The following is a 25,215-nucleotide window of genomic DNA, read 5'->3' as shown; positions in this document are numbered from 1 at the left end:
AATGAGCTCGCTGCCCTTTTCTCTTCATTGGCAAACAACAAAAAGTGACATTTAAAAATGGGAAATCAGGGTGACATTATCAATATGGATAGACAAATTATGTAGAACCCCAATAGTTGTCCGCCTGGGAGATGCGGATGTTTAAAACCAACCTAAACCCGATATTTGGTATTATTTGATAATGTCACTTGATAGCTAGCTGATCCGGCATTGAGCAGATATCAGGAATATTTGAGGGGTAAACTACGTCTTCAGTATTCCGCAGTTCAACCAGATTCCACCAGTGATAATCATCAATGACTGTTTTTTCATTTTCAGTCCATCCGCTGGTACTGATTTCTTCATCAGCGACTTTAATTAAATAAAATCGCTCATTTGCCAGAACCACCTCACCGCTGGGTAGAGCCATTTCAAAAGTTCTCTCCGTTAACGGCCGCCCCACATCATCAACATAGATACCTGTTTCTTCACTAAGCTCCCTGATTGCTGCCTGCTCAAAAGTCTCTCCTGATTTCACGCCTCCACCGGGGGTGGCCCAGTATGCTTTACCTACCAGCGCATCATTTTCATGCCTGAATCTGAATAATAAAACCTGATTGAGAGAATTGATAATAAGCAAACGAGCCGAATCACGGGTACGCACTGGATAATTCCTTTTTCATTTTCACGGTAAGTAAGCATAAGGTAGCCGAATAGGACTGTATATTCTCTTTAGCTTCAAGATATTCATAGGAGGTCATTTCAATTTTATTTCCGTCGACATCTTCAAAATAAACAGACATTGAGATCTGATGATCGCTAACGGTGAAAGGGATCAACCGTAATGAAAGTAATTTCATCAGCTCAGAAAAATAGCTCGGTTTTATGCTGAAGGCCACGGTGTGGCCCGGTGAACGATCCTTTTTCTCAAAAAGTGAAAGCGCTGCTTCGTTATTTTTGAGTACTAACGGACCGCCCTGAGTAAACCAGAAAAGCAATGACTCATCGCGTATGAATCCCAGTACATCCTTATACCAGACCTCTGCCTCCGCGATGTCATTTACATAGATATGCACATGATCGATTCTTAATATAGACACGATTACCTCGTTGGCATCATTACAGGCAATAAGAATCGGATATGCCCTTTCATCTTGCAAATAACTCAGCACTGACTAGCACATCATTTAACATAAATTTCGAGCGAGAAGTTTTTAAGGAAAACAGGCCATCACAGACTCTTGAATCCATCATCTAAAATGACAGCACTAACCTAATGAAAATAGGACTTAATCGAGATGCATCGATGTTTCGTGTAGATGCCGCCAGATAACCGAGCCATCCTGATTTAGTTCAAATATTACTGTCGAAAAACGAAGTGTGGCTGCCTGCTCGCAAATTTTCTGCCGTTCTTTATAGGTTACGATTGCCCCACCTTCACTCTCAGCAACAATCTGCAAATCAGTGATTTCAATATTAAGGCCCGGTCGTGCGCCACGCTGAGTGCGAAAGAAACTATTCAATTGGTTGATGTTGAGTAATGCCCCACCCGTCGTCATCATCGAATACGCTGGACTAAATCGAGCGAGTAAATTCTCGCAAACCTTATCATCCGCTGCTGAATTCCCCAGCCAATTGCGGATCAGTTCATGCGCATCCATTACTTCCTTAAAATAACGATTCATTTATGCTCCTGTTTTAAAATAAATATAACGTCCTGGTTAGCTATGCGAAAACAACATACTATGGGTACAACTACACTGCATGCTGCTATGACAAAACACAGATGATAGGCTTGGTATATTGGTACCCCGGTGTCGGCTATAACGTTAAATAACAGACTAATGAGGGTAACACCCAGACAGAAGCTGAGCTGACGATTGATATTCCAAATGGCACTTGCATCAGCAAGTTCATTCTCTGCTATTTGAATGAAAGCAGAACTTTGAGCCGTGCTACTGCATAAACTCCCACCGAATCCCATCAGTGTGAAGGCCGATATACATATCACGATATCAGCATCATGCCCTGACATGGCCAGCAGCCCAATGCCTGTCGCCTGAACCAGACAACCCGAAATAAATAACGGGCGTGGCCCCAATGTATTGAATTTTTTGCCGGTCAACGAGATCGCCGCAAACGATGCCAGTGACCATGGTAGCATCATGGCTCCGACTAATGAGGCATGCATGCCAAGCTGGTTTTGCAGGTAGAGCATGGCGATCATACTCACTCCCATGAATAAACCCGGTATGAACTGATAAATCAGCATCGCTGTCTGTAAGAGAGGATCTTTTACCAGACGCAGGTTTAGGAGAGGATGGGTTTTATGCATGGCATTCCATACGTATCCCGCCATGATGAATGTGCCCATCAGTAGCAGTAGACCACCTTGCTGGAAATGCTGAGATTCACCAAGATACGTCAGTCCAAGTAGTATCAAGGTCAATCCTGTACAACCGCCGATCAAACCTCCTACATCCAGGCTCTCATGATTTTCGCTACGTTGTTCTGATTTAAGCCAGCATGCGGCTAATGCAAGTGCGATCACTGACAGCGGTACACTTGCAAAAAATACCCAGCGCCAGCTGATGCTTTCAACCAATATCCCTCCGATAGCTGGCGAAAGTGCTGGCGCAAGTAATGCTACTAACATCACAGCAGAAGATAATCGTGCGCGTTCATGACTTTTAAACAACGCATAGGTCATTGTCTGCCCCAGAGGAATCAACATTCCACCGCCCATTCCCTGTATCCCTCGCCAGGTAATCAACTGTACTAGCGATGAAGACGACCCCACGCCACAACTCCCAATAATGAAAATCATCAGGGAAACCATAAACAGGCGCTTAGTGCCAAAACGTTTAGACAGCCAACTGCTGAGCGGTATTACCAGCGTAAGCGCCAGAATATAGCTGTTACTTATCCACGCCAGTTGATTCACCGGCGAGTCAAACTCACGACCAATTTCAGGATAAGCAACATTGGCGATAAACATGTTTACCAGGTCGATAAAAAACCCTAGCAAATACACACAGCCCACACGCACACGATAAGTCATCTTTTTCTCATCAAAACAGCATAATGCGCGAATTATAGGAACATTAATTATCAGGATAAATGCGTATTCCGTTGTTACACTGTCAAAGATATTTTGACAGTCAGATTCTCTAATGGGAGTAATTGATGATTAATCTGCAGCGTCTTGAGATGTTTGTTGCAGTGGCAGAAGCCGGTAGTTTCACCAGAGCAGCAGATACGCTGGGGCTGACTAAAGCGGTGGTCAGCTTCAATATAAAACAGCTTGAAGGAGAGCTGGGTGTCTCATTGCTGACTCGTAGCACGCGACGAGTGTCTGTTACGGATAGCGGAGAACGATTTTATCAGCGTTGCCGGCAACTCCTGCAGGATGCTGAGCGCGTCCTTGATGAAGTCCGCAGCGATCATTCCGGATTAATTGGTCTACTACGCATCACCACCACACCCGAGTATGGACCGCGAGTGGTTGTGCCCGCACTGGCAGAATTTTCATCCAGACATCCACAACTGCGTATTCAACACGTCTCGTCATCAAAGAATGACGACCTTATTTCTGGACGTTTTGATGTGGCAATCCGGCTTGGCCAACTTGCCGATTCAAGTCACCATGCACGGCTCATCGATCGCTTCGATATTTATCCCGTGGCTTCCCCAGACTATCTCAACACGATGGAAGTACATCCCATTACCACTCTGGAGCAACTTGCTGATGCGAAATGGATTGCACATAGCCGTCTGTCAGCACCGTTGAGCTGGCAAGTTACAACTCCATCAGGTAAAAGCGTGATTTTCAACGTGCATAGTCCTGCCACAATCATGGCCGACAATGCTGCATCACTCCTGGCTTTTGCTCTTGGAGGGGCTGGAGTTGCCCTCTTACCTGACTGGCTTGTTAAGGAAGAGTTGCGCCAGGGGAATTTAATCCAATTACTGCCAGATCATCATTTTCCCCGCCAGGGGATTTATGCGATCTACCCCAACACTCGCCATGTGCCGGAAAAAGTACGAGCGTTCATCGACTTTTTGCAAAACAGAGTTGTATGCGCTCAATGAGGAGTGACGCGAGCGAGCTACAACCCCCTCAATGACCATGCACCGTCAACCCAACTAACCGGACCACAATCGGGCGCACTACCAGTATGCAAACAAAAGCTGCTGGCATCGCAACTTGATATGCATTCATCACATTTTCCATATAATGCGGGCCAATACCAAATTCTGCGAAGGTGATGACCAGGCTCATCAAAAACGCCATGATGGTCGCCATGTAAAGCGCAAAGATGTAAGGTGAAACGTGCTTTGGCAGGCGGATACGTGCGGCGTTTTTCTCGGTTTCTGCTGTCATAGCGCTATCCTATTCAGTAAGTTTAAGCAAAACAGCCGCTAAGCTATCAAGCGAATCATGATGCGGGTAGAACACTGTTGCTTTAATCATTATTAAATAAATATTACGAATCGCGCATTGAGGGATGTATGGACTTATTGGGACTGATTAACACTTTTATCCGCGTAGTGGAGAACGGCAGCATTGCCGCAACCGCGCGCGCGAAAGGAATGAGTCCAGCGGCGGTCAGCCAGAGCGTTGCGCGTCTGGAGACACATTTAGGCGTACGGTTGTTATCACGCACCACCCGCAGTATGACGTTAACCGAGAGCGGTAAACGCTACTTTGAAAAAGTCCGACATATTCCCCAGGACATTGACCTTGCCTCGCAGGCTGCGGCGATTGAAACCAAACCGCAGGGCTCACTTTGCATCGCCACTACAGCTGCTTTTGGCAGACACGTTCTTGCCCCGCTGATGCCCGCTTTTAAACAAACTTACCCGGATATTGATATCGAACTGATCAGTACCGACCGCAATGTTGATCACCGTTTAGAAGGCGTCGACGTCAGTATTCGTATTGAGGCGCAACTAAACGATCAACTGATCGCCCGCAAAATTGCCTCGCTACCCTTTATCTTCTGTGCGGCACCCGCTTATCTGGCGCGCGCGGGTATTCCTAAAACGCCTGAAGAGCTGAGCCAGCACGCTTGTTTGGTTTTCCGCTATCCGACCGACGGACGCTTTCTTCCGTGGACGTTTATGGTTAACGGCCAGCCGGTGAGCGCAAAGCTAAACCCAGAGTTCGTCAGTGATGATATTGATATCATTGCGAAAATCGCCGAAAACGGTGGAGGCATCGCCCGGCTGGCCAGTTTTATCGCTCAACCGTTGATTGAGCGTGGCCAACTCATAGCTTTGTTCCACTCAGATCAAGAAGAGAAAAGCGACGTTGCGGCTTTACCGATGAATATTTATGCCTGCGTCAACGAGCGTTCGGCGCTGAATTTAAAGGTAAGAGCGTTCATCGCCTTTTTGGAACAACAACTCGCCCATTGAGGTTATTAACTCTATAATATTGGGTATTAAAGTCATTTTTGGACGATAAGCCACAATATGCTGGATTTAAGCCTCACTAAACCCGAAGAAATCGTCAAGCTGTTATGTGGACGGTTACGTAAAGATCGTCTCGCACAGCGGATGACCCAAGCGGACGTCGCGGCCAGAGCGGGAATTGGCGTGAATACAGTCTCCAATCTGGAAGCGGGTCGTAACGTCGGCTTTGAAAACTTTGTGAAAGTGGCGATGGTGCTCGGTCGCGTTAACGAGCTGGAAGCGCTGTTTGCCCCGCAGATCGATAGTCTTGATGACCTGCTTCGCTACGAAAAGAACGCCAGCCGCAAGCGGGTGAAAAGGAGCAACGCTGATGGTGAGTAAAGTCGATGTCTGGTACGACGGCTGGGGCGAACGCTTTCACTGGGGCACGCTGGCCTCCTCGACCGCCCTTACCGGTCGTCCGGTGATTATGTTTGAGTACAGTGAAGCGGCCGCTCGTCGCGGTCTGGAACTCGCTTCCTTTACTTTGCCTCTGAAAGGTCCGCGATTGCGCAGAGATTTTCCTGCTCATCAGTTGGGCCTGCCCGGCCCGGTCTATGATGCATTACCCGATGGTTGGGGTATGTTGCTGATGGATCGCCTGTTCCGCCAGCGTGGGCTTAATGCCGCACGTATCGGCCCGTTAGAGCGGTTAACTTATGTAGGCAACAACGCGATGGGCGCGATGTCATTTGAACCGTCGCAACCTGAAGCTGATGAACGAGCTGATGACATTGCGCTGGACCAACTCTCGGCTGAAGTACAGCAGGTGTTGGACGGCGAAGGCGGAGAATTTCTGCAGCGATTGCTACAAATGGGCGGCTCGCCACAGGGTGCAAGACCTAAAGCCCTGCTTTATCGCGATCCTATCAGCGGTGGTTTCACCACGGCGGCTTCAGCAGAGTTAGAAGCCTGGTTGATAAAGTTTCCGGCGCGGCAGGAACATCCTGAGGTATGTGCCATTGAGGCTGCTTATGCGCAGTGTCTGCGTGAATGCAACATCAGCACGCCAGATACCGCTTATTTTGCCTTGCCCAATGGTCAGGCGGCTTTCGCTTCACGGCGTTTTGATCGAAAAGACGGGATGCGGGTTCCCATGCAGAGTCTGGCGGCGTTTACCGGCGCAAACTATCAGTCACCCGGCGCACTGGATTGCACCAACTTTCTGCGCGCCAACCAGCTCTGCACCAATGATGTCAGGGAAAAAGCGCGCGCATTTGAAAGAGTGGTGTTTAACGTTGTTTTCAATAATCGAGACGATCACCCTAAAAACTTTGCCTGGATCATGTCAGCCAGCGGGCAATGGCAGTTAGCACCGGCCTATGACGTCACTTATTGCGAAGGTCCGGGTGGCTATCATCAGATGGATGTGATGGGTGAAGCGCTGGATATTAAACGCACACATCTTTTAGCGCTGGGACAACAGGAAACCAATCTCACGCCCTCACAGTCAGGCGATATCATCGATCACTATTGTTCTGTTGCGTCTGGCTTTGCCAGCAAAGCGGCCGATATATTCCCGGAGCAAATAACTGCGGAAACGCTGCGCTTTCTGCAGGCGCGCATTGATGAAAACATCAAAAACCTGACGAAATAGTTATTAATTGTGGCCCCAGAAAAGGGGCCAATCACCGCCCTAACCTGCTTTTATTACTCTCGCTCATAAACCCATTCAGTGATTGCGGATAATGCTTTTGCAGATGCCGACTATGCTTACCCTTCTAAAACCATACAAAAATAAGTTGTACCTCAACATTTCACCCTTTTACTGGAGGTTTGGCATGAGCAGCCAACACTTAACAACACCCGCGCCTGAAATGATGCCAATCAGCTTCAAGGTCAACGGCATACAGCAGCAATTAGACGTTGATACCCGCACCACGCTGCTGGATGCATTGCGTGAGCATCTGCATCTGACCGGCACCAAAAAAGGCTGCGATCACGGCCAATGTGGCGCCTGTACGGTAATGGTCAACGGTCGTCGCATCAATTCTTGCCTGACGCTCGCCGTGATGCAGCAGGATGCAGAAATCACCACCATTGAAGGCTTAGGAAATCCTGACCAGCTGCATCCCTTGCAGACGGCGTTCATCAAACATGATGGCTATCAGTGCGGCTACTGCACACCGGGGCAAATCTGTTCTTCGATGGCGGTGCTGGAAGAGATCAAAGCGGGCATTCCCAGCCACGTCACGCACGATCTGGTCTCCGCGCCGCAACTCACTGCGGATGAAATCCGCGAGCGCATGAGTGGCAATATCTGTCGTTGCGGTGCCTATTCCAACATTCTTGCGGCGATTGAAGAGTACGCGGAGGGCCTGGAATCATGAAAGCCTTCACTTACCAGCGGGTAAAAACCCCGGCAGAAGCCGCTACCAGCGCCCTGCAACATACCAATGCCAAATTCATCGCTGGCGGCACCAATTTGCTCGACCTGATGAAGCTGGAGATTGAAACGCCCGCACATCTTATTGATGTGAATGGTCTTGAGCTGGATAAAATCGAGGCCACGGCGGATGGTGGATTACGCATCGGCGCACTGGTGCGTAACACCGATCTGGCGGCCGATGCGCGCGTTCGCCGCGATTATGGCGTGCTGTCGCGCGCGTTAGTGGCTGGCGCTTCCGGCCAGCTGCGTAATCAGGCGACCACCGCAGGAAATTTGCTGCAGCGTACGCGTTGTCCCTACTTCTACGACACCAACCAACCGTGCAACAAACGTCTACCCGGCAGCGGCTGCGCGGCGCTGGATGGCTTTAGTCGTCAGCATGCGGTGGTCGGCACTAGTCAAGACTGTATCGCCACCCATCCGAGCGATATGGCAGTAGCAATGCGTTTGCTGGATGCGGTGGTAGAAACAGTTAGCCCGGATGGCAGTCAGCGCAACATCCCGATTGCTGAATTCTATCGCGCGCCCGGCAACACGCCGCATCTGGAAACCGTGCTCACTCCCGGCGAGTTGATTGTTGCAGTTTCACTGCCGGCCCCGCTGGGCGGCACGCACATTTACCGCAAGGTGCGCGATCGCGCGTCCTACGCCTTTGCGCTGGTCTCTGTCGCCGCCATTATTCAGCCGGATAACTCCGGTCGCGTGGCGCTCGGTGGCGTGGCGCATCAGCCGTGGCGGCTGGAAGAAGCGGATAACGCGGTGATTCAGGGCGCTAAGGCGGTGAGCGATCGGCTGTTTGCCACGGCGCAACCCACCGCTGAAAACGAGTTCAAAATCATTCTGGCGCAGCGAACGCTCGCTTCCGTATTGGCAGAAGCGAGGGGATAACACATGAAATTCGAAAAACCCGCAGGCAACAACCCGATTGATCAGCTCAAAGTGGTCGGTCAGCCACTTAATCGTATCGATGGACCGTTGAAAACCTCCGGCCTGGCGCCTTACGCCTACGAATGGCATGGCGAAGCGCCCGATGCGGCATACGGCTATGTGGTCGGCGCGCCGATCGCCAAAGGGAAAATCACCTCCATTGATGTGCAGGCCGCGCAAAATGCGCCAGGCGTGTTAGCGGTGGTCACGGCTAAAAACGCGGGAAAGCTGGGCAAAGGCGATAAAAATACTGCCAATCTGTTGGCTGGCGACACCATCGAACACTATCACCAGGCCGTCGCATTGGTCGTAGCCGAGACGTTTGAGCAGGCGCGTGCAGCGGCGAGTTTAGTCAAGGTGGATTATCAGCGCGAGCACGGTGCTTATGATCTCGCGCAGCAAAAGCCGGGCGTCACTTCCGCACCCGAAGACACGCCCGATAAAGCCGTAGGTGATTTCGACGCTGCATTTGCTGCGTCTGAGGTCAAGCTGGATGCGCACTACACCACGCCGGACCAAAGTCATACCGCGATGGAACCTCACGCCTCGATGGCGACATGGCAAGGTGACAAACTCACCGTCTGGACCTCGAATCAGATGATTGACTGGTGCCGCACCGATCTGGCCGCCACGCTAAACATGCCGATGGAGAAGATCCGCATCGTGTCGCCCTATATCGGCGGTGGATTTGGCGGCAAGTTGTTCCTGCGCAGCGATGCGGTGTTAGCCGCGTTGGGCGCGCGCGCCGTTCAGCGTCCGGTCAAAGTGATGCTGCCTCGACCACTCATCGCCAATAACACCACGCATCGACCGGCCACCATACAACACATCCGCATCGGCACCGATAAAGCCGGCAAGATTCAGGCTATCGCGCATGAAAGCTGGTCCGGTAATTTGCCGGATGGCACACCGGAAACCGCCGTACAGCAGACGGAACTGCTTTACGCCGGTGCCAACCGTTTTACCGGATTACGACTGGCCACGCTGGATCTGCCTGAAGGTAACGCCATGCGCGCACCGGGCGAAGCGCCGGGATTGATGGCGCTGGAAATTGCCATTGATGAAATCGCGGAAAAAGTGGGCATCGATCCTATCGCCTTCCGCATCCTCAATGATACGCAGGTCGATCCGGCTAAACCCGAGCGCCCTTTCTCCCGTCGTCAGCTGGTTGAGTGTCTGAATACCGGTGCCGAACGTTTTGGCTGGTCACGCCGCAACGCCAAACCGGCGACGGTTAAGGATGGACGCTGGTTGGTCGGTATGGGCGTTGCGGCGGGCTTTCGTAACAACATGGTGACGCCCTCCGGCGCACGCGTGCATCTGGACAGCAAAGGCATCATCACCGTTGAAACCGATATGACCGACATCGGCACCGGCAGCTACACCATCCTCGCGCAAACCGCTGCAGAGATGATGGGCGTGCCGATTGAGCGTGTGGTGGTTCGCTTAGGCGATTCAGACTTCCCCGTTTCTGCCGGTTCCGGCGGCCAATGGGGCGCGAACACTTCAACCTCCGGCGTTTACGCCGCCTGCGTCAAATTGCGTGAAGCTGTAGCCAGCAAACTGGGCTTTGACGCGCAACGCACAACCTTCAGCGAGGGTCAGGTGCATGACGGAAGCCAGAGCGCGCCGCTCGCCCAAGCCGCCGCTGAAGCCACCCTCACCGTGGAAGACACCATCGAGTTTGGCGATCTTGATGAGCAATATCAGCAATCCACCTTCGCCGGACACTTCATTGAAGTCGGCGTGGACGTTGCTACTGGTGAAGTGCGCGTGCGGCGCATGCTGGCGGTTTGTGCCGCCGGACGCATTCTCAATCCTAAAACTGCACGTAGCCAAGTGATTGGCGCAATGACGATGGGCCTTGGCGGCGCGTTGATGGAGGAACTGTTCGTCGATGAACGCCTCGGGTATTTCGTCAACCACGATATGGCGGGCTACGAAGTGCCGGTTCACGCTGATATCCCGCAGCAGGAAGTGATTTTCCTCGATGACACCGATCCCATCTCTTCACCGATGAAAGCAAAAGGCGTCGGTGAGCTGGGCTTGTGCGGCGTCAGCGCGGCGATCGTCAATGCCATTTATAACGCTACCGGCGTGCGCGTGCGTGACTATCCGGTGACGCTGGATAAGTTACTCAAAGGCTTGCCCGCCCTTGTCTAACGCTGAGGAGAAGCGCAGTGCAGCAGCTATTGATTGATGAAGATCTGCAACCGCAGATCAAGCCGCAGCAGGCTTTGCAGACCGATGACAGCGAAACTATTTTGCGCTTTGCATTAGAAGCAATGGAGGCGGATTTCGTTGCGGTGCTGATCACGCTGGTAGAAATCCGCGGTGGCGCGGCGCGCGCGTTGGGTGCGCAGATGGTGGTGTGGGAAGATGGCCGCTATTGCGGCTATGTCTCCGGCGGCTGTGTGGAAGCGGCGGCGGCTTACGAAGCGTTGCAGGTTATCGCCAGCGGAAAAGATCGCGTTGTGCGCTATGGAGAAGGATCGCCTTATCTGGACATCGTGCTGCCCTGTGGCGGCGGGATTGCGCTGGCTTTCCATCGGTTACGTGATGCGCAGCCGTTGAAAAACGTGCTGGATCTGCTGGCAAAGCGACAACCCGCTGCGTTGTGCTATTTGCCGAAGTTTCAGCGGCTGGCTAGCGTGGATTGTGCTGAAACAACAGGCTGGCAGGATGATGCCTTTGTTATCGGCTATCTGCCAAAAACGCGTGTCGAGGTATATGGACGTTCGGTCGAAGCGCTGGCGACCGCATCAATTGCGCAGTCCGCCGGTTACGAGGTGCTATCCGGTGAGGATGTGCAGGCGCAGACTATCGATCCCTTCACGGCGGTGATCCTGCTGTATCACGATCTGGATCGTGAACTGCCGGTGCTGCTGGCGGCGCTGCGTTCTGCGCCCTTCTATATCGGTGCATTAGGCAGTCAACGCACACATGCAACGCGCGTTGAGAAACTGCTGTCGCTGGGATTTAGTGAAGATGAGATTGCGCGCATCAAAGCGCCGATTGGCATCTTTGCGCAGGCGCGCGATGCTCGTACGCTGGCATTATCAATTGTTGCCGATGTCGCTGCAGCCCGGCTCAACGTGGTTTAGCAACCACATCAATATCGCGGTGTACATCGGCATCCGCTTCAAGGGTGATCAGTAAGCGCGGATCCAGCAGCGCTCTGGCGCCTTCATCGCCGTGCAAATTGCGTAACGCCTCAGCGTAGCGCCGATCAAACCCGACCGGATGGCCGGGTTTTCCTTTGTAAGTAAAACGAACCTGCGCCGCGCCCTGCTCCAGCGCCTCATTGACTCGCCGATAATGCGCCGCCGTGAGCCACGGCATATCTCCCAGCGTAATGATCCATCCATTCCAGCGATCGGTCATCGCTACGCCCGCCGCAATGGATTCACCGCTGCCGCCGCTTTCACACAGCACCAGTTGCACGCCCGCGCGTTCAGCATGCTCGCGTACCGCCAGATACTCTGGACGCGTCACCAGCGCCACCGGCAACTCGCTCAGCTTCGCCTGTTCGATGACGGTTTCAATCACCGACTTCGCCTCATCGCCTATGCTGGCAAGCAATTTATTACCGCTGCCGCCGCTGGCGATATAGCGCGAACCTTTACCTGCCGCGAGGATGAGAATGCCGGGCGTTGCTGAATCCATAGATGTTTTAAACCTTGCGTTACCATCAATTGTTAATGAAATTATAGTTAATCCTATGATTTACAATGAATATTGTGTCAAAACAGCCCATCTTAATTAAATTGACTTCAATCTAATTTATGTCAATATAGTCGCGTTTTTCAGTCTTAACGACTGCAACTCTGTCTTAAAAATAGTGGTGATATGAAAGAGTTAGACGATGAAGTTTGCTGTTTAGGTCCAGAGAGTGAAGCGCCGGTGACTGTTGATCAGTTTCTCTGCTTTGCGCTCTATTCGGCGTCCCTTGCGATGACCAAACTTTATCAGTCACGATTGAAACCACTGGGTTTGACCTATCCGCAGTATCTGGTGCTGCTGGCGCTGTGGGAAAAAGACAATGTCACTGTTTCAGAATTGGGCGCGCGCGTGCAGCTGGATTCAGGCACGCTGAGCCAACTTTTAAAGCGACTGGAGCAGGCTGGCATTATCAGTCGAAAACGAGATGTCGGTGGCGATGAGCGCAGAGTGCTGATCTCCGTCACTGAGCAGGGACAAACATTAAAGATAGCGGCTGCCGGCGTTCCCGCTGACATGGTTTCAGTGATGGATACGCCTTATGAAGAATTGGCTGATCTCACTGCACGCGTTGCCACGCTGCGCCAGAAACTGATCAAGGCCCTGCCCTGAAAGCATGCGGGAATGTTTAGGAACCTACTGGAAAAATGTTGATTAGCAACGGAATTAAGGAAAGGGTCATGTCAGTTGATAAAGCGGAAAATATGGATGACATTCATGCAGTGATCGGCCATGCCGTGTCATGCCTGCTTAAATCCGATCAACCTTTGCAACTGGATCTGATTACCGCGCTACTGAAACAGCATACAGAAATCGCGCCGCCAGAGATAAAGAAGGATTATGTCGACGCTCTTAGCAAAATTGAGGAGAAGTGTTTAGCTTCTTAGCCACAACGTGAATCAGTGCTTTTGTTCATCCGGGACTAAACGCGGTTGTTTGTAATTCGCAGAACTGTTTGTCCGGACGCTATGGCTCCTGACATCCGCCAGCGCGCGTTGGCAGGCTATTTTTCTGTAAGTTTCTTCTTCTGTTTCCGCCATCTCTTCGAGCCTGGCAATCAGCGCCGCAGCGGATACCGCAACTTGATCCTCTAAAAGAGCAAGCAGCGCCTCACCTATCATTCTGTCCTTCATTTGTTCGTCGTGACTGCTATTCATCTAACTCTCTGTGTGATGATTGTTACCTGGGCATAAAAGCGCTTAAAAATGGTGTAGCGCGAAATAAAAAGCGTTGGTCAGGTTAAGAGAAAACGGTAGTTTTGTAAAACTGAATCCATCTCAAAGTCATCACGCCTTGTCGCTTGAAAAATCCTCTTAGATAATTGATGCTTTAGGAATCCACCTAAAAAATCCTTTTATTTCATTCGCATAAGACATCTTTCTTTACAGTTTATAACGGCTAATTTTATTCAGCTCACTACACTGGAAACGTGTTAGTTGCACTTTATTAACTTTAAAAGGAAAAACTCCAGTGCGTAAATTTTCTCTGATTGTGTTAACTGCGGGCATGCTGCTGTCGGTCACTTCTCAGGTTGAAGCCAAGGGCTGTATTAAAGGTGCGGTAGTCGGCGGCGTTGCGGGCCACATGGCGCATCACGGCGTGGCTGGCGCGGCCGCAGGCTGCGCGGTTGGTCATCATATGGCGAATAAAAAGCAGAAAGAAGAAGACAGTAAACAGCAGCAATCTAAGTAATAACCTGAGCTGCCTGCGCTAGCAGGCAGCTCAACTCACGAATTACAACCGCTTTTGCGAATCGGCATCGAACAACATCGCGCGATCCGCATCTATCGTCACCGGCAGAATATCTCCCGCCTGCGCACCGGATCGTTGCGTGGTGAACAGCATAATGTCATGTCCCAACAGCGAACCATGAATCAACTCGGATAATCCGGTCGGCTCCACCAGCGACACTTCCAGCGGCAGCGCATTGGTCGTCCCCGCCTCGGCAATCGCCACGTTCTCGGGACGAATACCGTAAATCACAGCTCGGCCAACCTGATGCTGCGCCCAATTCGCGTTCAGCGGCAGCTGCGTGCTGTCGCCAATACGCACGCCATTTGCTGTCATCACGCCATTAATGAAGTTCATTGAGGGCGAGCCAATAAAACTGGCGACAAACTTGTTAGCCGGTGTGTCATACAACTCTAGCGGCGTACCGACCTGCTGAATCACGCCATTGTTCAATACCACAATGCGATCGGCGAGTGTCATGGCTTCAACCTGGTCGTGCGTCACGTAAACAATGGTGTTGTTCATCTGCTGGTGCAGCTTCTTGATTTCGACGCGCATCTGACCGCGCAGCTGCGCATCAAGGTTGGATAGCGGTTCATCAAACAGAAACACCTGCGGCTGCCGCACGATGGCGCGCCCCATCGCCACGCGCTGGCGTTGCCCGCCGGATAACTCTTTGGGTCGACGATCGAGCAGATGTGTCAGGCTGAGAATCTCCGCCGCGCGCCTCACCTTCTCTTCTATCTCCGCGCGTGGACGCTTCTGAATTTCCAGGCTAAAGCCCATATTGCGCGCCACCGTCAGATGCGGATAAAGCGCATAGCTTTGAAACACCATTGAGATATCGCGATCTTTCGGTGCCACATCGTTCATTAGCTGGCTACCAATACGAATATCGCCGCCGGTTGCCAGCTCCAGCCCGGCGATGGTGCGCAGCAGCGTCGATTTGCCGCAACCCGATGGCCCAACCAGCACCACGAATTCACCGTCTTTAATGGTGAGATTAATATCGCGCAGCACCTCAACGTTGCCATAGCGCTTGTCGATCTGTTTAAGCGTGATTTCAGCCATGATTACCCCTTAACCGCACCGGCGGTGAGTCCCTGAACCAGATAGCGTTGAATAAAGGCGAAGAACAGACAGGCCGGAATCAGCGCCAGCACCACCGCCGCCATCATCTCGCCCCAGGAAACGGCAAACTTCGATACGAAGCTGAGCAGCCCAACCGGGAAAGTCATCACTTCGTTTTTGTTGATCAGCATCAGCGAGAACAGCAGCTCGCTCCACGCCGCAGTAAACACAAAGCCCAATGTGGCCGCCATGCCCGGCAAGGTCAGCGGCATCAGCACGCGATACAGCGCCTGAAAGCGCGTACAGCCTTCCAGCATCGCCGACTCCTCCAGATCTTTTGGAATCGCATCGAAGAAGGATTGCATCAGAAAGGTGGCAAACGGCACGTTGAAGGCGGTGTAGATCAGAATCAGCCCGAGCAAACTGTTGGTCAGGCCCAGCGGCGCCATCACCTTGTAAATCGGCGCGATGATCATCACCAGCGGGAACATCTGTGTGAACAGCAGCAGCCCGGCAATTAGCACTTTGCCGCGAAACTGGAAGCGGGAAAAAGCATAGCCGGCCGCAGCGGCAATCAGAGTGGTAAGAAACGCGGTACTAAACGAGACAATCAGGCTGTTGGTAAAAAAGGTCGGGAAATCACTGTCGGTCAGCACTTTTTTGAAATGACCGAGGGTCACACCGCTCGGCAGCAGCGTAACGCCCTGACTGAACAGCAGTTGGTCCGGCGTCAGCGAGATTTTGATGATCCAATACAGCGGAAACAGCGCGAACAGCAAATACGCCGCAATACTCAGGCGATGGCCAATCAGCGGTAAGAGTCGCATAGTCGCTTCCTATTTCAGCAGCTGATGACGAATGCGCAGTAACACCAGCGCATAGCAGGTCATCAGCAGTAACAGAAACACCGCCATCGCCGAGGCATAGCCGAAGTCGAGCTTGCGATAGGCGGTGGTGAAGATGTAGCTGGAAAGAATCGAGGTCGATCCCGCCGGTCCGCCATCGGTCATCACCACAATCAAATCGGCAAAGTTAGCGATCCAAATGGTACGCAGCATCACGGTGATAGCGATCATCGGTGCCAGAAACGGCAGCGTCACGCGACGAAACTGCTGCCAGCCGCTGGCACCGTCAATCGAGGCCGCTTCGTACAGGTCTTTGGGAATCGACTGCAGCGCCGCCAGCAGCGTGATGGCAAAGAACGGAATACCAAACCAGACGTTGGCGATCACCGGTCCCCACATTGCCAGCTGCGGATCGGACAAGATGTTGTAGGGCTCACTCAGCACGCCCAAATCGCTCAGCCACTGCGGCAGCGGCCCGACTACCGGATTAAGCAACCATGACCAGGTCAAGCCAGAGAGAAACGCCGGAACCGCCCACGGCAAGAACACCAGCGCCTGCACCCAACGGCGAAAGCGAAACTCGCGATTGAGCAGCAGCGCCAGCGCCAGGCCAAAGAAGAATTGCAGCAGCAGCGAGCTGAGCGTCCAGTTCAGCGTGTGTCCCAGCGCTTTGAAAAAGCGCCGGTCATCAAACATCTCGGTGAAGTTGTCCCAGCCCACCCAGCCAGTTTCCATCGGATTCAGCAGGTTGATGCTCTGAAACGCGTAGGAGATGCCGATCGCCATCGGCACAAAAATGAACAAGGCGATCAGCAACAGGCCGGGCGACAAATACCACCACGGCTCAGCCAGCCGACTCCAGCGAAGGCGGCGGCTGCGCGCGGGACTGTTAGGCAGAGAAGCATCAAGCATCATAATCAAACTCCGCGTGGTTAGAGGTTACTGCGTGGCAAGCCAGGCTTTCTGCTCTTTACTGAGATAGTTCGCCCAATCCTTCACCATGCTGGCGGTATCGTTCTCACCCAGCAAGGTTTCCTGGCTGCTCTCTTTCACAATCACCGAGTTAAAGTAGCCCCAGCCTTTCAGATGGGTTGGCATGGTGAGCGGCACATAGTTGGGATCGTTCAGCTCTTTAAACCAGCCGGCGAACTGCGGCGTTTGATAGAACGGATCCTGCTCGGCACCTTTATAAATCGGCAGCGTGCCGACGAATTTCGACCAAGCGAGGTTGTTGGTTTTGTCACTGAGGAAGGTAATTAGCGGCCAGGCGAGATCCTTCTGTTTGCCCTGCTTGAACATCGACCAGCCGGTATAACCAATGGTTGGGAAGGCTTTGCCAGAAGGACCAACCGGCATCGGTGCCACGGCGAAATCATCGGGCGCCATGCTGTTTTTAATGGCGATCAGCGCGTCAGGATCCTGATCGAGCATCGCACATTTACCGGAATAGAAGCCTGAGACGATCTCATTAAAGCCCCAGTTGACGCTGTCTTTTGAGGCGCCGCCCTTTTGGTACATATCCACCAACAGCTGCGCACCTTTCATGGCGCCTGGCTCGGTCAGCGTGCTGTTACCTTGTTTGTCGAAGAACTCCGGTGAACCGTTCATCGCCGCCATAAACATCATCCAGGCGTTGGTGCCACCCACGCCACCGCGCATGCAGTAGCCGCTGATGCCGTTGCCGAGCTTGCTGATGCGCTGGGCATCGCTGGCGAACTCCTCCATAGTTTTCGGCGGTTCGCTTAAACCGGCCTGCTGGAACAACTTTTTATTCCAGAACAGCGCGCGCAGATAAAAACCGTACGGCACCATGGTGGCTTTGCCATTAGCGGCGCGCGCCATGGCCAGCGTTTTATCGGTGAGCTGTGGCGTGGCATCCCAGCTTTTCAGGCGCGGTTCGAGATCTTCCAGCATGTTGTTGCTGGCATACAGACCTTGCCAGGTATCCGGCATCTCCACCACATCCGGTACCTGACCGCTTTGCAGCATGGTGCCGAGCTTTTCAAATGCCTGGCCCCACGGCAGAGAGATCAGTTCAATCTCCGTGCCGGGATGCTGGGTTTTATATTCATCGAGCATTTTTTGCAGCAGCGCGGTGCGCGGCGGGCTGGTAATCACTTCCACTACGGTAAGTTTGGCGGCGAAGCTGCTCATGGCAGCACTCAAACCCACGGCTAACACTAATGCTTTCACGGCAAAACGTTGCGTCATGACTTTTCTCCGGTGAGTGATTACGCGCGATTAGCGCTGGCAAGGGCTTGCTGCAAATCTGCCCACAAATCGTTGGTCTCTTCGAGGCCAACCGAGATGCGGATCAGGCGCGGTGAGACACCGAAGTCCACCGCCGAGTTAAATTCACTGGCCTGGTTGATCACGGAAATTGCTGGCATCACCAGGCTCTCAAATCCGCCCCAACTCACGCCCATGTGGAACAGCTCCAGCGCGTTACACAACTGCGGAATATCCACCTGCTCTGCCACCTCGAAGGCAAAAAGACCGCTGTAGCCACGCAAGGTGGACCACGATTGTGGTTTCAGCCCCGGATGGCAGACGTCCGTCACCAGCGGATGCGCCGCCAGTTTCTCCGCGACAGTCAGCGCACTTTGGTGATGCTGCTTCATGCGTAGCGGCAGCGTGCGCAGGCCGCGTATCAGCAGTGACGCTTCATGCGCAGAGAGTTTGCCGCCGAGATAAGGGCTGATATGACGGGAAATGTTGTTGATGTGCTGCTGGCTGGAAATCACCAAACCGGCCACCACATCGCTGTGACCGCTGATATATTTCGACGCCGAGTGCACCACGATATCGATACCGCACAGCAGCGGCTGCTGGAAAATCGGGGATGCCCAGCTGTTGTCAATAATGCTGACAACGCCTGCTTCGCGCGCCATCGCGCCGAGCTTATTCAGATTTTGTTCGCTCATCACCCAACTGGAAGGACTCTCCAGATACAGCAGGCTCGCATCGGTTAAGGCAGCACGGATCGCAGCTTCATCATCACCATCGACGAACTCGGTAACAATGCCAAAGCGCTGGCAAAAGCCACGCAGAAAGCGGTAGGTATCAGGATAAACGTGATTAACGCACACCACTTTTTTGCCCGGTGCCACCACGCTGAGAATTGCGTTGCTGATCGCCGCCATGCCGCTGCCGAAGGCCAGACAAGCTTCGCCGCCTTCCAGCGCCGCCATTTTGTCCTGCAGCGCTTTTACCGTGGGGTTATCAACGCGCGAATAGAGCGGCTGATCGCTCTCGCCGCGAAAGCGCGCGATCATGCTGTCGTAATCGCTGAAGGTAAACAGCGAAGACTGGTAAATCGGCGTGGTGACAGCGCCCATTTCATGGCGTTGATCATGGGTGAGCAGCGTTTGTTGCGAAATCGGCTTAGCGTTTGGCATTGATTACATCCTTCATGTCGCGTTCGGTGATATCGAGAATTTGATGGCAGATGGCGCGCGCCGCCGTGCAATCGCGCTGGCGGATAGCGTTGAAGAGTTCACGGTGCAGCGGGAACGAGTCCGAAAACAGCGCCTGTTCCGGCGGTGATTCGAAAAAGGCATGAAATGAGTCGTAGATGCCGTTGAGCATTTGCAGCAGCAAAGGATTACCTGCGGCGCGATAGATGCTGGCGTGAAATGCCCAGTCTTCCGCACCGGCAGAACCGATCGCCAGATGCACTGTCTCCATCTCTTCGAGACGTTGCTCGATTTCGATCAGATCGTCAGCCGTGGCGCGCTGAGCCGCCAACACGCAGGACTCCGATTCGATAATGCGGCGCACTTCCAGCGCATGCAGCATGTTGGCCGAATCGTTTTTAAAGCGCAGCGATAAGAAGCTGTCGTTGACGCCCACTTCCGCCTGTAAAAAAGTGCCGCTGCCCTTTTTACGCAAAATAATGCCTAACGCTTCCCAGCGTTTGAGCGCTTCGCGCACCGTATTACGGCTTACGCCAAGTTTCTCTGCCAGCACCCGTTCCGGCGGCAAGCGACTGCCGGGCTGCGCGCCCGACTGCGCCATATAACGCGTTAGCGCATCGAGAATCAGCGTATCGCTACGCGGCGTGGAAATAGGATGGAGCTCAACCGGTATTTGCATGGCACTGCCTTAATTGGTCCAACATCTCTACCAATCGAAAAGCAACGTGCGTGCCAGATTCTTAATATGCTGAATTGCATGAATTTTGTGCGGGGTAATAAGCGAGTGTTATGAGTTTTGCTGGTGCAAACTGGGGGGATTTGCACCAGTAGAGTACGTGGAAAGCGTTTTTATTTATTTAAAACCTGCCAGCGTTTATAGACATCAAGCGCTTGCGGGCGTGGCTGATATTTCATTGGCAAGCGACGTTGTTCAATCGGTTTGCTGTATTCGTCGTAAAAGGTGTCCAGTTCAAAATATTTACGGTCGTCACGATAATATGTCGAATACTCTTCGCGCTTGGTGATGTATATCACCTGTTTTGGACTGCAATAATAGAGCGCGCCCAGGCACATTGGACAAGGGCTGGCGAGAATATAAATGTCGCAGTCGGTGAGGTTTTCGCTGCCTGTTTCGCGGCAAGCTTCGCGAATGGCCAGAATTTCAGCATGAGCGGTGGGATCGTTGGTCTGAGCCACGCGGTTTGCGCTTTCAGCAATCACTTTGCCATCTCGGACAATGACTGTCGCAAACGGGCGACCGCCCTCTTCAACATTCTTCATGGCTAAATCGATAGTGCGTTGTACAAAATCCATTCCTTCCTCGCTTATATCTAATAAACCGGCCCATCGATAACGATGGATTTTTTAGCCTGGTTCAGTTTTGTAGAATGCGAAAGCGATGGTCAGGTTGAACGTATACGATTTAATCGTTGAGTGAGTAAGATTTTATTTCAGATGGCGGCGTTGCTGAATATCCCGTTGGGTCGCCATTTATGGTGACCAGGTGCGCATAAATGCGCACCGTGAGAATTGTCAGGTCGCCATTAATGGCGACCCTACGTGATTCGGGCTGCCTGAATATTTAACAACGTCGCGATATTTTCAATTACCTCGCCGAGATGTCCGCGGCCAATTGCGCAGTGATGTGCGGCTCCGCCTTCACACCATAATCGGGTGAAATCCCGCGCACTGAGCGCAAAGCGGTAATTACTGTTGGTGTTGCCGATATCGAGCGTTTCACCTGCCACAGCTTCGCCTTCCGCGTATTGCAGCGTGACGTTGCCATCGCGGTGCTCCACCACCGATAAAAAGGTTACCGGCCCGTGGGCCACGTTCATCTGAATCGAAACCCCTTTTCCTGGTTTTCCGTGATAGACCGGCAAAGGGACCAGCCGGACTTTCGCCGCCGACATGGCCGGATGCGCAGGCCCATCATGGCCCCACTGCACGCTGTCATCGCGGAAGTTGATGCCATAAGGCTCGGAAAAAGATCCGCCAGCCTTGAGAAGGCTAAGGATCTTCATCGCAATCACGTTTTTGACTTCACACTCACCGGCAACAGGAACGCCTCGGTTGGTCAGCAAGGTGTTACCGGCAATCACCGACGTGACGATATTTTCATGCGCTGAACCGGGAGCGCCTTCATAGTAATAAGCCAGCGCGCCAAGCTGATGTTGATCGACCAACTTATCGAGCGCCACCGCTGTACTTAATGCGCGTTGGATTTCAGTCTCTTCGCAGGCTGGATCAACATCCAACACGCTGAAAAGCTCATCCCTTTTAGCGCTGGCTTCGCTCTCTTCCAACTGGCTGGCAAGCGTGACTAACTCACAGAACTCAACGATTTTGAAACGCAGGCCAAAGCGTCCGGAGAGATTGGTGATATCTGAATAGACATCGTACATGCCGTTGTAATAGTGACCGGCGATACCAATTTGCGTGCGCTTAAGTGAACGCACCACGTACGCAGCGCTGAGCCAGTTTGCGATCTGTTGCCATGCCACATCCTCATCCAGATAACCCACAACCAGCTGATGCTGAATGCCGGTTCGCTGGAATACATTAACTAATTCTGGCGCCGTACAGGCCTGACAGTGTGCCAGCCATTGGCCGGTGCGGTCTTCACGCTTGGTAAGTAGATTAATTTGCTGACAAGGTACAGACATTTCCGGCTGCAAAGCCAATATCAGAACTGGCTTGTTCAGGCTTTGCACCAGCGGAAGCACGGTAGAACTGAGCGCATAGGTGGTGATGTATAAAACTACAACGTCAACATTCTCCTTAGAGAACAATTGCGTCGCCTGCTCGGTTTTCTCACTGTTATCAATCAGGCCGGCATCCACGACCTCAGCGTTGTAACGTTGCAGCCGCCCGGATACCACAGCAAGATAGCGCTCAAGTTGCTCCTTAAGCCCGGCAAACTGTGGCCAGTAGGTTTCTAGCCCGATACCAAAAAGTCCGACTTTAATGTTGTCCACAACCATTTCTCGCACTGGAAAAAGAAGCTTTCCATTGTGCGAATTTATCGTTGGGAAACCTGTGTCATTCTGACAACCAAAAGCCATTCATGGCAGGAGACCAATAATCAGCCTGTAATGGCTCGCAGATTTTTACATCCCACGTTGGTTGTGCAAATAGCCCGGCAGGATTTCAAGTTCTGTTTGGTGATTTATCCGCGAAGAAGCTGTGTTTCTGGCTAAAGGCGCGATTTCCCGCAGCTTCATTTCACGGTTTACTTTTGGCAGCCACTCTTCGAACTGTTTAGCGTAGGAATCCGCCAAATGTTGATCATGGGTGCGCCCCACGAAAAGCTTACTTTTAGCGAGACGGGAAATATCCGTAGCATATAACTCATAGAGATCGCCGCACTGTTGAATTTCAATCGCGGTGAAATGCATATTTGGCCAGAAACTCACTTTTGCTGAAAAATTGCTGTAATTCATAAAATATCACTTATTAATGGATTTATCTGTGTGCCAGATTATTCTGGTCGGTCCAGTCATTATAACGCCTTTCGCAGGGTTTAATACTGTCAGATAATTCCTGAACTTTTAAAATTGAAAATCAGTTTAATACTGATAATCCTATTAATGGGATAATATCTTAACCTGAAAATCCATCATCGTCTGGCGTCTTTCCGAGCACGACTTGCAGAGTATTACGTAAGCAATCCTGGAAAACCACGTCATTGGTGCTCTCAAGTTCTGCCAGCAGATAGGCGATAATGCTTTTATTGGTAACCGTTTTTTTGTCTTTTATGATCGCCGTAATGACTGAACCCAATATTTCGGCTTCAGATTTCAACTTTGCAGAACCACAGTTGAAATAGGTGATAAAATCGGTACTAATATTCATTTTTTGCATGCATTTCCCCTGGCAACGTAAGTGCCAGCATTTTATTTAGTGATAAAAATTAATGGAATAGTCTGAAAAGTAAGACCACTAAAGATCTCACTAAGCTGATTAAATTTGATAAGAGAGGAAAAGTTTTAAATTTAGAAAAAATATCTATCAAGAGTGCCTGCTGGAGTCAATGATTGAATGCGTAGGTTTAAGTGGCTAGTTGTCTCATCACCGCTTGCCGACAAAAATATACAAAGCCACAATCAGAGTACAGAATTTTCTTTTGCTAAAAGCGCTGTTATTTTAAGCAGTTAAAATAAAATCAGTGATAACAGTCAGTTGGGTGATAGTTAGAACTCAAAGAGAATTGTAAATTAGTCCTTTCCCGTGATTAATTTGCATTTCGGGCAACCGCTTTCTGAGATGCAGAAGCACACATTCATGCGCTTCTGCCCATATTTTCAAGGCGTTACCGCTTCGCTCACCACTTTTGCTTGCTGCAGGCTGGCCTCTTCCTCGCGGAACTTAAGTCGATCCCAGACGCGGAAGAACGGATAGTAAATCACCAGAGAAATCGTCAGATTCACGACCTGCAATACGGTGCCAGAAATGTGCCCGCCGGTTGCCAGATACCCGCTAACGAAAATGGGTGTGGTAAATGGCAGCGCAATCCCTGCTGGCGGCGCCACTAAACCGGTACTCATCGCCGCCCACGACACAATCACCAACACCACCGGCGTCAGGATGAAAGGCAGGAACAGATACGGATTCATCACCAGTGGAATGCCGAACACCAATGGCTCGCTGATATTAAACAGCGCCGCTGGAGCGGCAATTTTACCGAGCTGTTTCATCTGACGACTGCGTGAACGGATCAGCATAAAGATTACCAATCCCAGCAGCGCGCCAGTACCGCCCGGCGCAATCCACAAATCGTAAAATTGCTGAGTAAAGATGTGCGGGATCGGTTGGTTGTGCTGGAACGCCTCGAGGTTTTCACTCATGTTCGACAACCAAACCGGCTGAATAAACACCAGCACTATTGCATCGCCGTGCAGCCCAAGCGTCCAGAGAATGCCAATCAGCAGCACCGAGAAAATCATGCCGGGCAGCGTGCCGCCAACATGATGCATCGGCAGACCAATGACGGTAGCAATCAGGTTATTGATATCGCCGAACGGGGAAGCTTCCACCGCCAGACGAAGCATCAACACCACCGCTAGCACGCAGAAACCGGGTACCAGCGCGAGGAAGGATTTCGCTACCGCTGGTGGCACGCCTTCTGGCATCTTGATCACCAGATTACGGTTGTGTACAAAGCGATAAATCTCAGTGGAAAGCAGTGCAATTACGATAGCCACGAACAAGCCCTGGCTGCCAATCAGCGAAATCGGCAACACGCCGGTGACCAACTGCGTCGGCGCGCCTTCCACCGGGGCAAACAGCGTCTGTTGTGGAATGGTCATAACAAATGCCACTAACGCCATCGCGCCGCTGGTGAGCGGATCGAGCGTGCGATACTTCTCCGCCAAACGGTAGGCGATGCCGAAGCTGGAGATCAGCGCCATGATGTCGTAGGTGGCGCGCACCGGATAAAGCAGTTTGTTGCGCCACGTGTCGCCAAACAGATCCGCCATCAAATGGCCCCACGCCGGAATCGGCAGATAGGCAAAGATCAGGAAGAAGCTGCCAATCAGCATAAAAGGCATGTTGAGAATGATGCCGTCACGCACGGAGAGCACATGCTTCTGACCGGCGATTTTCAGTGCGACGGGCAAGACATAACGGTCTATAAAAGTACGATTAGACATAAGTGTTCCTCTGGCTCGGTGGCGCA

At 52.0% G+C, this 25,215-nt stretch carries 29 protein-coding genes; 11 read left to right on the top strand and 18 right to left on the bottom strand.

The window, feature by feature from the left end:
• Nucleotides 1-184: 184 nt before the first annotated feature.
• The 4 genes from FHW71_RS21915 to FHW71_RS21900 form a co-directional block, all read right to left on the bottom strand.
• A complete protein-coding gene (locus FHW71_RS21915) occupies nt 185-643 on the bottom strand; it encodes an NUDIX domain-containing protein (RefSeq protein ID WP_179453062.1) in 459 nt (152 codons plus the stop codon).
• Nucleotides 630-1,151 (bottom strand): VOC family protein, encoded by a 522-nt coding sequence (locus FHW71_RS21910; RefSeq protein ID WP_353621012.1) that lies wholly within the window; start codon nt 1,149-1,151, stop codon nt 630-632. The genes FHW71_RS21915 and FHW71_RS21910 overlap by 14 nt, the downstream gene beginning before the upstream one ends.
• Before the next feature lie 117 nt (nt 1,152-1,268).
• Complete coding sequence (locus FHW71_RS21905) at nt 1,269-1,664, bottom strand: DUF4440 domain-containing protein (RefSeq protein ID WP_179453060.1); 396 nt, start codon at nt 1,662-1,664, stop codon at nt 1,269-1,271.
• Nucleotides 1,661-3,040 (bottom strand): MFS transporter, encoded by a 1,380-nt coding sequence (locus FHW71_RS21900; protein WP_179453059.1) that lies wholly within the window; start codon nt 3,038-3,040, stop codon nt 1,661-1,663. The genes FHW71_RS21905 and FHW71_RS21900 overlap by 4 nt, the downstream gene beginning before the upstream one ends.
• Before the next feature lie 125 nt (nt 3,041-3,165).
• On the opposite strand from FHW71_RS21900, the gene FHW71_RS21895 reads away from it, so the two are divergent.
• Nucleotides 3,166-4,071, top strand: a complete 906-nt coding sequence (locus tag FHW71_RS21895) for a LysR family transcriptional regulator (RefSeq protein ID WP_179453058.1) — start codon at nt 3,166-3,168, stop codon at nt 4,069-4,071.
• A gap of 28 nt (nt 4,072-4,099) precedes the next feature.
• On the opposite strand, the gene FHW71_RS21890 is transcribed toward FHW71_RS21895, so the two are convergent.
• Nucleotides 4,100-4,363 carry a DUF2798 domain-containing protein gene (locus FHW71_RS21890; RefSeq protein WP_154191306.1) on the bottom strand — a complete coding sequence of 88 codons (264 nt, stop codon included), beginning with the start codon at nt 4,361-4,363 and terminating at the stop codon, nt 4,100-4,102.
• Between the two features lie 128 nt (nt 4,364-4,491).
• Between FHW71_RS21890 and FHW71_RS21885 the strand changes: the two genes are divergently transcribed.
• The 7 genes from FHW71_RS21885 to FHW71_RS21855 all read left to right on the top strand — a co-directional run bounded on the left by FHW71_RS21885 (nt 4,492) and on the right by FHW71_RS21855 (nt 11,856).
• Nucleotides 4,492-5,400 carry a LysR family transcriptional regulator gene (locus FHW71_RS21885; RefSeq protein ID WP_179453057.1) on the top strand — a complete coding sequence of 303 codons (909 nt, stop codon included), beginning with the start codon at nt 4,492-4,494 and terminating at the stop codon, nt 5,398-5,400.
• Nucleotides 5,401-5,460: 60 nt separating this feature from the next.
• The gene (locus FHW71_RS21880; RefSeq protein ID WP_353621015.1) at nt 5,461-5,778 is read left to right on the top strand and encodes a helix-turn-helix transcriptional regulator; all 318 of its coding nucleotides are present in this window, start codon (nt 5,461-5,463) and stop codon (nt 5,776-5,778) included.
• Complete coding sequence (locus FHW71_RS21875; RefSeq protein WP_179453055.1) at nt 5,768-7,033, top strand: type II toxin-antitoxin system HipA family toxin; 1,266 nt, start codon at nt 5,768-5,770, stop codon at nt 7,031-7,033. Before FHW71_RS21880 ends, FHW71_RS21875 begins: the two co-directional genes overlap by 11 nt.
• A 184-nt stretch (nt 7,034-7,217) precedes the next feature.
• On the top strand, nt 7,218-7,766 hold the full coding sequence (gene paoA / locus FHW71_RS21870) for an aldehyde dehydrogenase iron-sulfur subunit PaoA (protein ID WP_179453054.1): 549 nt from the start codon (nt 7,218-7,220) through the stop codon (nt 7,764-7,766).
• Nucleotides 7,763-8,713 carry a xanthine dehydrogenase family protein subunit M gene (locus FHW71_RS21865; protein WP_179453053.1) on the top strand — a complete coding sequence of 317 codons (951 nt, stop codon included), beginning with the start codon at nt 7,763-7,765 and terminating at the stop codon, nt 8,711-8,713. Before paoA ends, FHW71_RS21865 begins: the two co-directional genes overlap by 4 nt.
• Nucleotides 8,714-8,716: 3 nt before the next feature.
• The gene (paoC, locus tag FHW71_RS21860) at nt 8,717-10,915 is read left to right on the top strand and encodes an aldehyde oxidoreductase molybdenum-binding subunit PaoC (RefSeq protein ID WP_179453052.1); all 2,199 of its coding nucleotides are present in this window, start codon (nt 8,717-8,719) and stop codon (nt 10,913-10,915) included.
• A 17-nt stretch (nt 10,916-10,932) separates the two neighbouring features.
• Complete coding sequence (locus FHW71_RS21855; RefSeq protein ID WP_179453051.1) at nt 10,933-11,856, top strand: XdhC family protein; 924 nt, start codon at nt 10,933-10,935, stop codon at nt 11,854-11,856.
• Here the strand turns inward: FHW71_RS21855 and FHW71_RS21850 are convergent.
• Nucleotides 11,843-12,418: a nucleotidyltransferase family protein gene (locus FHW71_RS21850; RefSeq protein ID WP_179453050.1), complete on the bottom strand. Its 576-nt coding sequence runs from the start codon at nt 12,416-12,418 to the stop codon at nt 11,843-11,845. The two genes, FHW71_RS21855 and FHW71_RS21850, sit on opposite strands and share 14 nt — an antisense overlap.
• A 183-nt stretch (nt 12,419-12,601) precedes the next feature.
• On the opposite strand from FHW71_RS21850, the gene FHW71_RS21845 reads away from it, so the two are divergent.
• Complete coding sequence (locus tag FHW71_RS21845; protein ID WP_179453049.1) at nt 12,602-13,084, top strand: MarR family transcriptional regulator; 483 nt, start codon at nt 12,602-12,604, stop codon at nt 13,082-13,084.
• A 68-nt stretch (nt 13,085-13,152) separates the two neighbouring features.
• On the top strand, nt 13,153-13,359 hold the full coding sequence (locus FHW71_RS21840) for a hypothetical protein (protein WP_179453048.1): 207 nt from the start codon (nt 13,153-13,155) through the stop codon (nt 13,357-13,359).
• Nucleotides 13,360-13,371: 12 nt separating this feature from the next.
• On the opposite strand, the gene FHW71_RS21835 is transcribed toward FHW71_RS21840, so the two are convergent.
• Nucleotides 13,372-13,629 (bottom strand): hypothetical protein, encoded by a 258-nt coding sequence (locus FHW71_RS21835; RefSeq protein ID WP_179453047.1) that lies wholly within the window; start codon nt 13,627-13,629, stop codon nt 13,372-13,374.
• A 313-nt stretch (nt 13,630-13,942) separates the two neighbouring features.
• Here FHW71_RS21835 and FHW71_RS21830 point away from each other — a divergent pair, with 313 nt between their 5' ends.
• Nucleotides 13,943-14,164 carry a hypothetical protein gene (locus FHW71_RS21830; RefSeq protein ID WP_179453046.1) on the top strand — a complete coding sequence of 74 codons (222 nt, stop codon included), beginning with the start codon at nt 13,943-13,945 and terminating at the stop codon, nt 14,162-14,164.
• Between the two features lie 42 nt (nt 14,165-14,206).
• On the opposite strand, the gene ugpC is transcribed toward FHW71_RS21830, so the two are convergent.
• From ugpC to celB, 11 genes are all read right to left on the bottom strand, one after another.
• The gene (ugpC, locus tag FHW71_RS21825) at nt 14,207-15,274 is read right to left on the bottom strand and encodes a sn-glycerol-3-phosphate ABC transporter ATP-binding protein UgpC (protein WP_179453045.1); all 1,068 of its coding nucleotides are present in this window, start codon (nt 15,272-15,274) and stop codon (nt 14,207-14,209) included.
• Between the two features lie 2 nt (nt 15,275-15,276).
• On the bottom strand, nt 15,277-16,101 hold the full coding sequence (locus FHW71_RS21820; protein ID WP_154191289.1) for a carbohydrate ABC transporter permease: 825 nt from the start codon (nt 16,099-16,101) through the stop codon (nt 15,277-15,279).
• A 9-nt stretch (nt 16,102-16,110) separates the two neighbouring features.
• Nucleotides 16,111-17,034: a sugar ABC transporter permease gene (locus FHW71_RS21815; RefSeq protein WP_179453044.1), complete on the bottom strand. Its 924-nt coding sequence runs from the start codon at nt 17,032-17,034 to the stop codon at nt 16,111-16,113.
• Between the two features lie 24 nt (nt 17,035-17,058).
• Entirely contained in the window at nt 17,059-18,330 is a 1,272-nt protein-coding gene (locus tag FHW71_RS21810; RefSeq protein ID WP_179453043.1) for a sugar ABC transporter substrate-binding protein, read from the bottom strand.
• Between the two features lie 20 nt (nt 18,331-18,350).
• Nucleotides 18,351-19,517: a PLP-dependent transferase gene (locus FHW71_RS21805; RefSeq protein ID WP_179453042.1), complete on the bottom strand. Its 1,167-nt coding sequence runs from the start codon at nt 19,515-19,517 to the stop codon at nt 18,351-18,353.
• Nucleotides 19,504-20,214, bottom strand: a complete 711-nt coding sequence (locus FHW71_RS21800) for a FadR/GntR family transcriptional regulator (protein ID WP_179453041.1) — start codon at nt 20,212-20,214, stop codon at nt 19,504-19,506. The genes FHW71_RS21805 and FHW71_RS21800 overlap by 14 nt, the downstream gene beginning before the upstream one ends.
• A gap of 170 nt (nt 20,215-20,384) precedes the next feature.
• Entirely contained in the window at nt 20,385-20,849 is a 465-nt protein-coding gene (locus FHW71_RS21795; RefSeq protein ID WP_176972458.1) for a nucleoside deaminase, read from the bottom strand.
• A gap of 242 nt (nt 20,850-21,091) precedes the next feature.
• The gene (locus tag FHW71_RS21790; RefSeq protein WP_179453040.1) at nt 21,092-22,519 is read right to left on the bottom strand and encodes an L-fucose/L-arabinose isomerase family protein; all 1,428 of its coding nucleotides are present in this window, start codon (nt 22,517-22,519) and stop codon (nt 21,092-21,094) included.
• Nucleotides 22,520-22,645: 126 nt separating this feature from the next.
• The gene (locus FHW71_RS21785) at nt 22,646-22,978 is read right to left on the bottom strand and encodes a hypothetical protein (RefSeq protein WP_179453039.1); all 333 of its coding nucleotides are present in this window, start codon (nt 22,976-22,978) and stop codon (nt 22,646-22,648) included.
• Between the two features lie 160 nt (nt 22,979-23,138).
• A complete protein-coding gene (locus tag FHW71_RS21780; protein ID WP_179453038.1) occupies nt 23,139-23,399 on the bottom strand; it encodes a biofilm/acid-resistance regulator YmgB/AriR in 261 nt (86 codons plus the stop codon).
• 440 nt (nt 23,400-23,839) lie between these two features.
• Nucleotides 23,840-25,189 (bottom strand): PTS cellobiose transporter subunit IIC, encoded by a 1,350-nt coding sequence (gene celB, locus FHW71_RS21775; protein ID WP_179453037.1) that lies wholly within the window; start codon nt 25,187-25,189, stop codon nt 23,840-23,842.
• Nucleotides 25,190-25,215: the final 26 nt, after the last annotated feature.

The sequence above is a fragment of the Enterobacter sp. Sphag1F genome, assembly GCF_014193275.1.
GTDB classification, from domain to species: Bacteria; Pseudomonadota; Gammaproteobacteria; order Enterobacterales; family Enterobacteriaceae; genus Pantoea; species Pantoea symbiotica.
The sequence above is the reverse complement of the archived record's forward strand: the minus strand, read 5'-3'. Positions and strand labels throughout refer to the sequence as shown.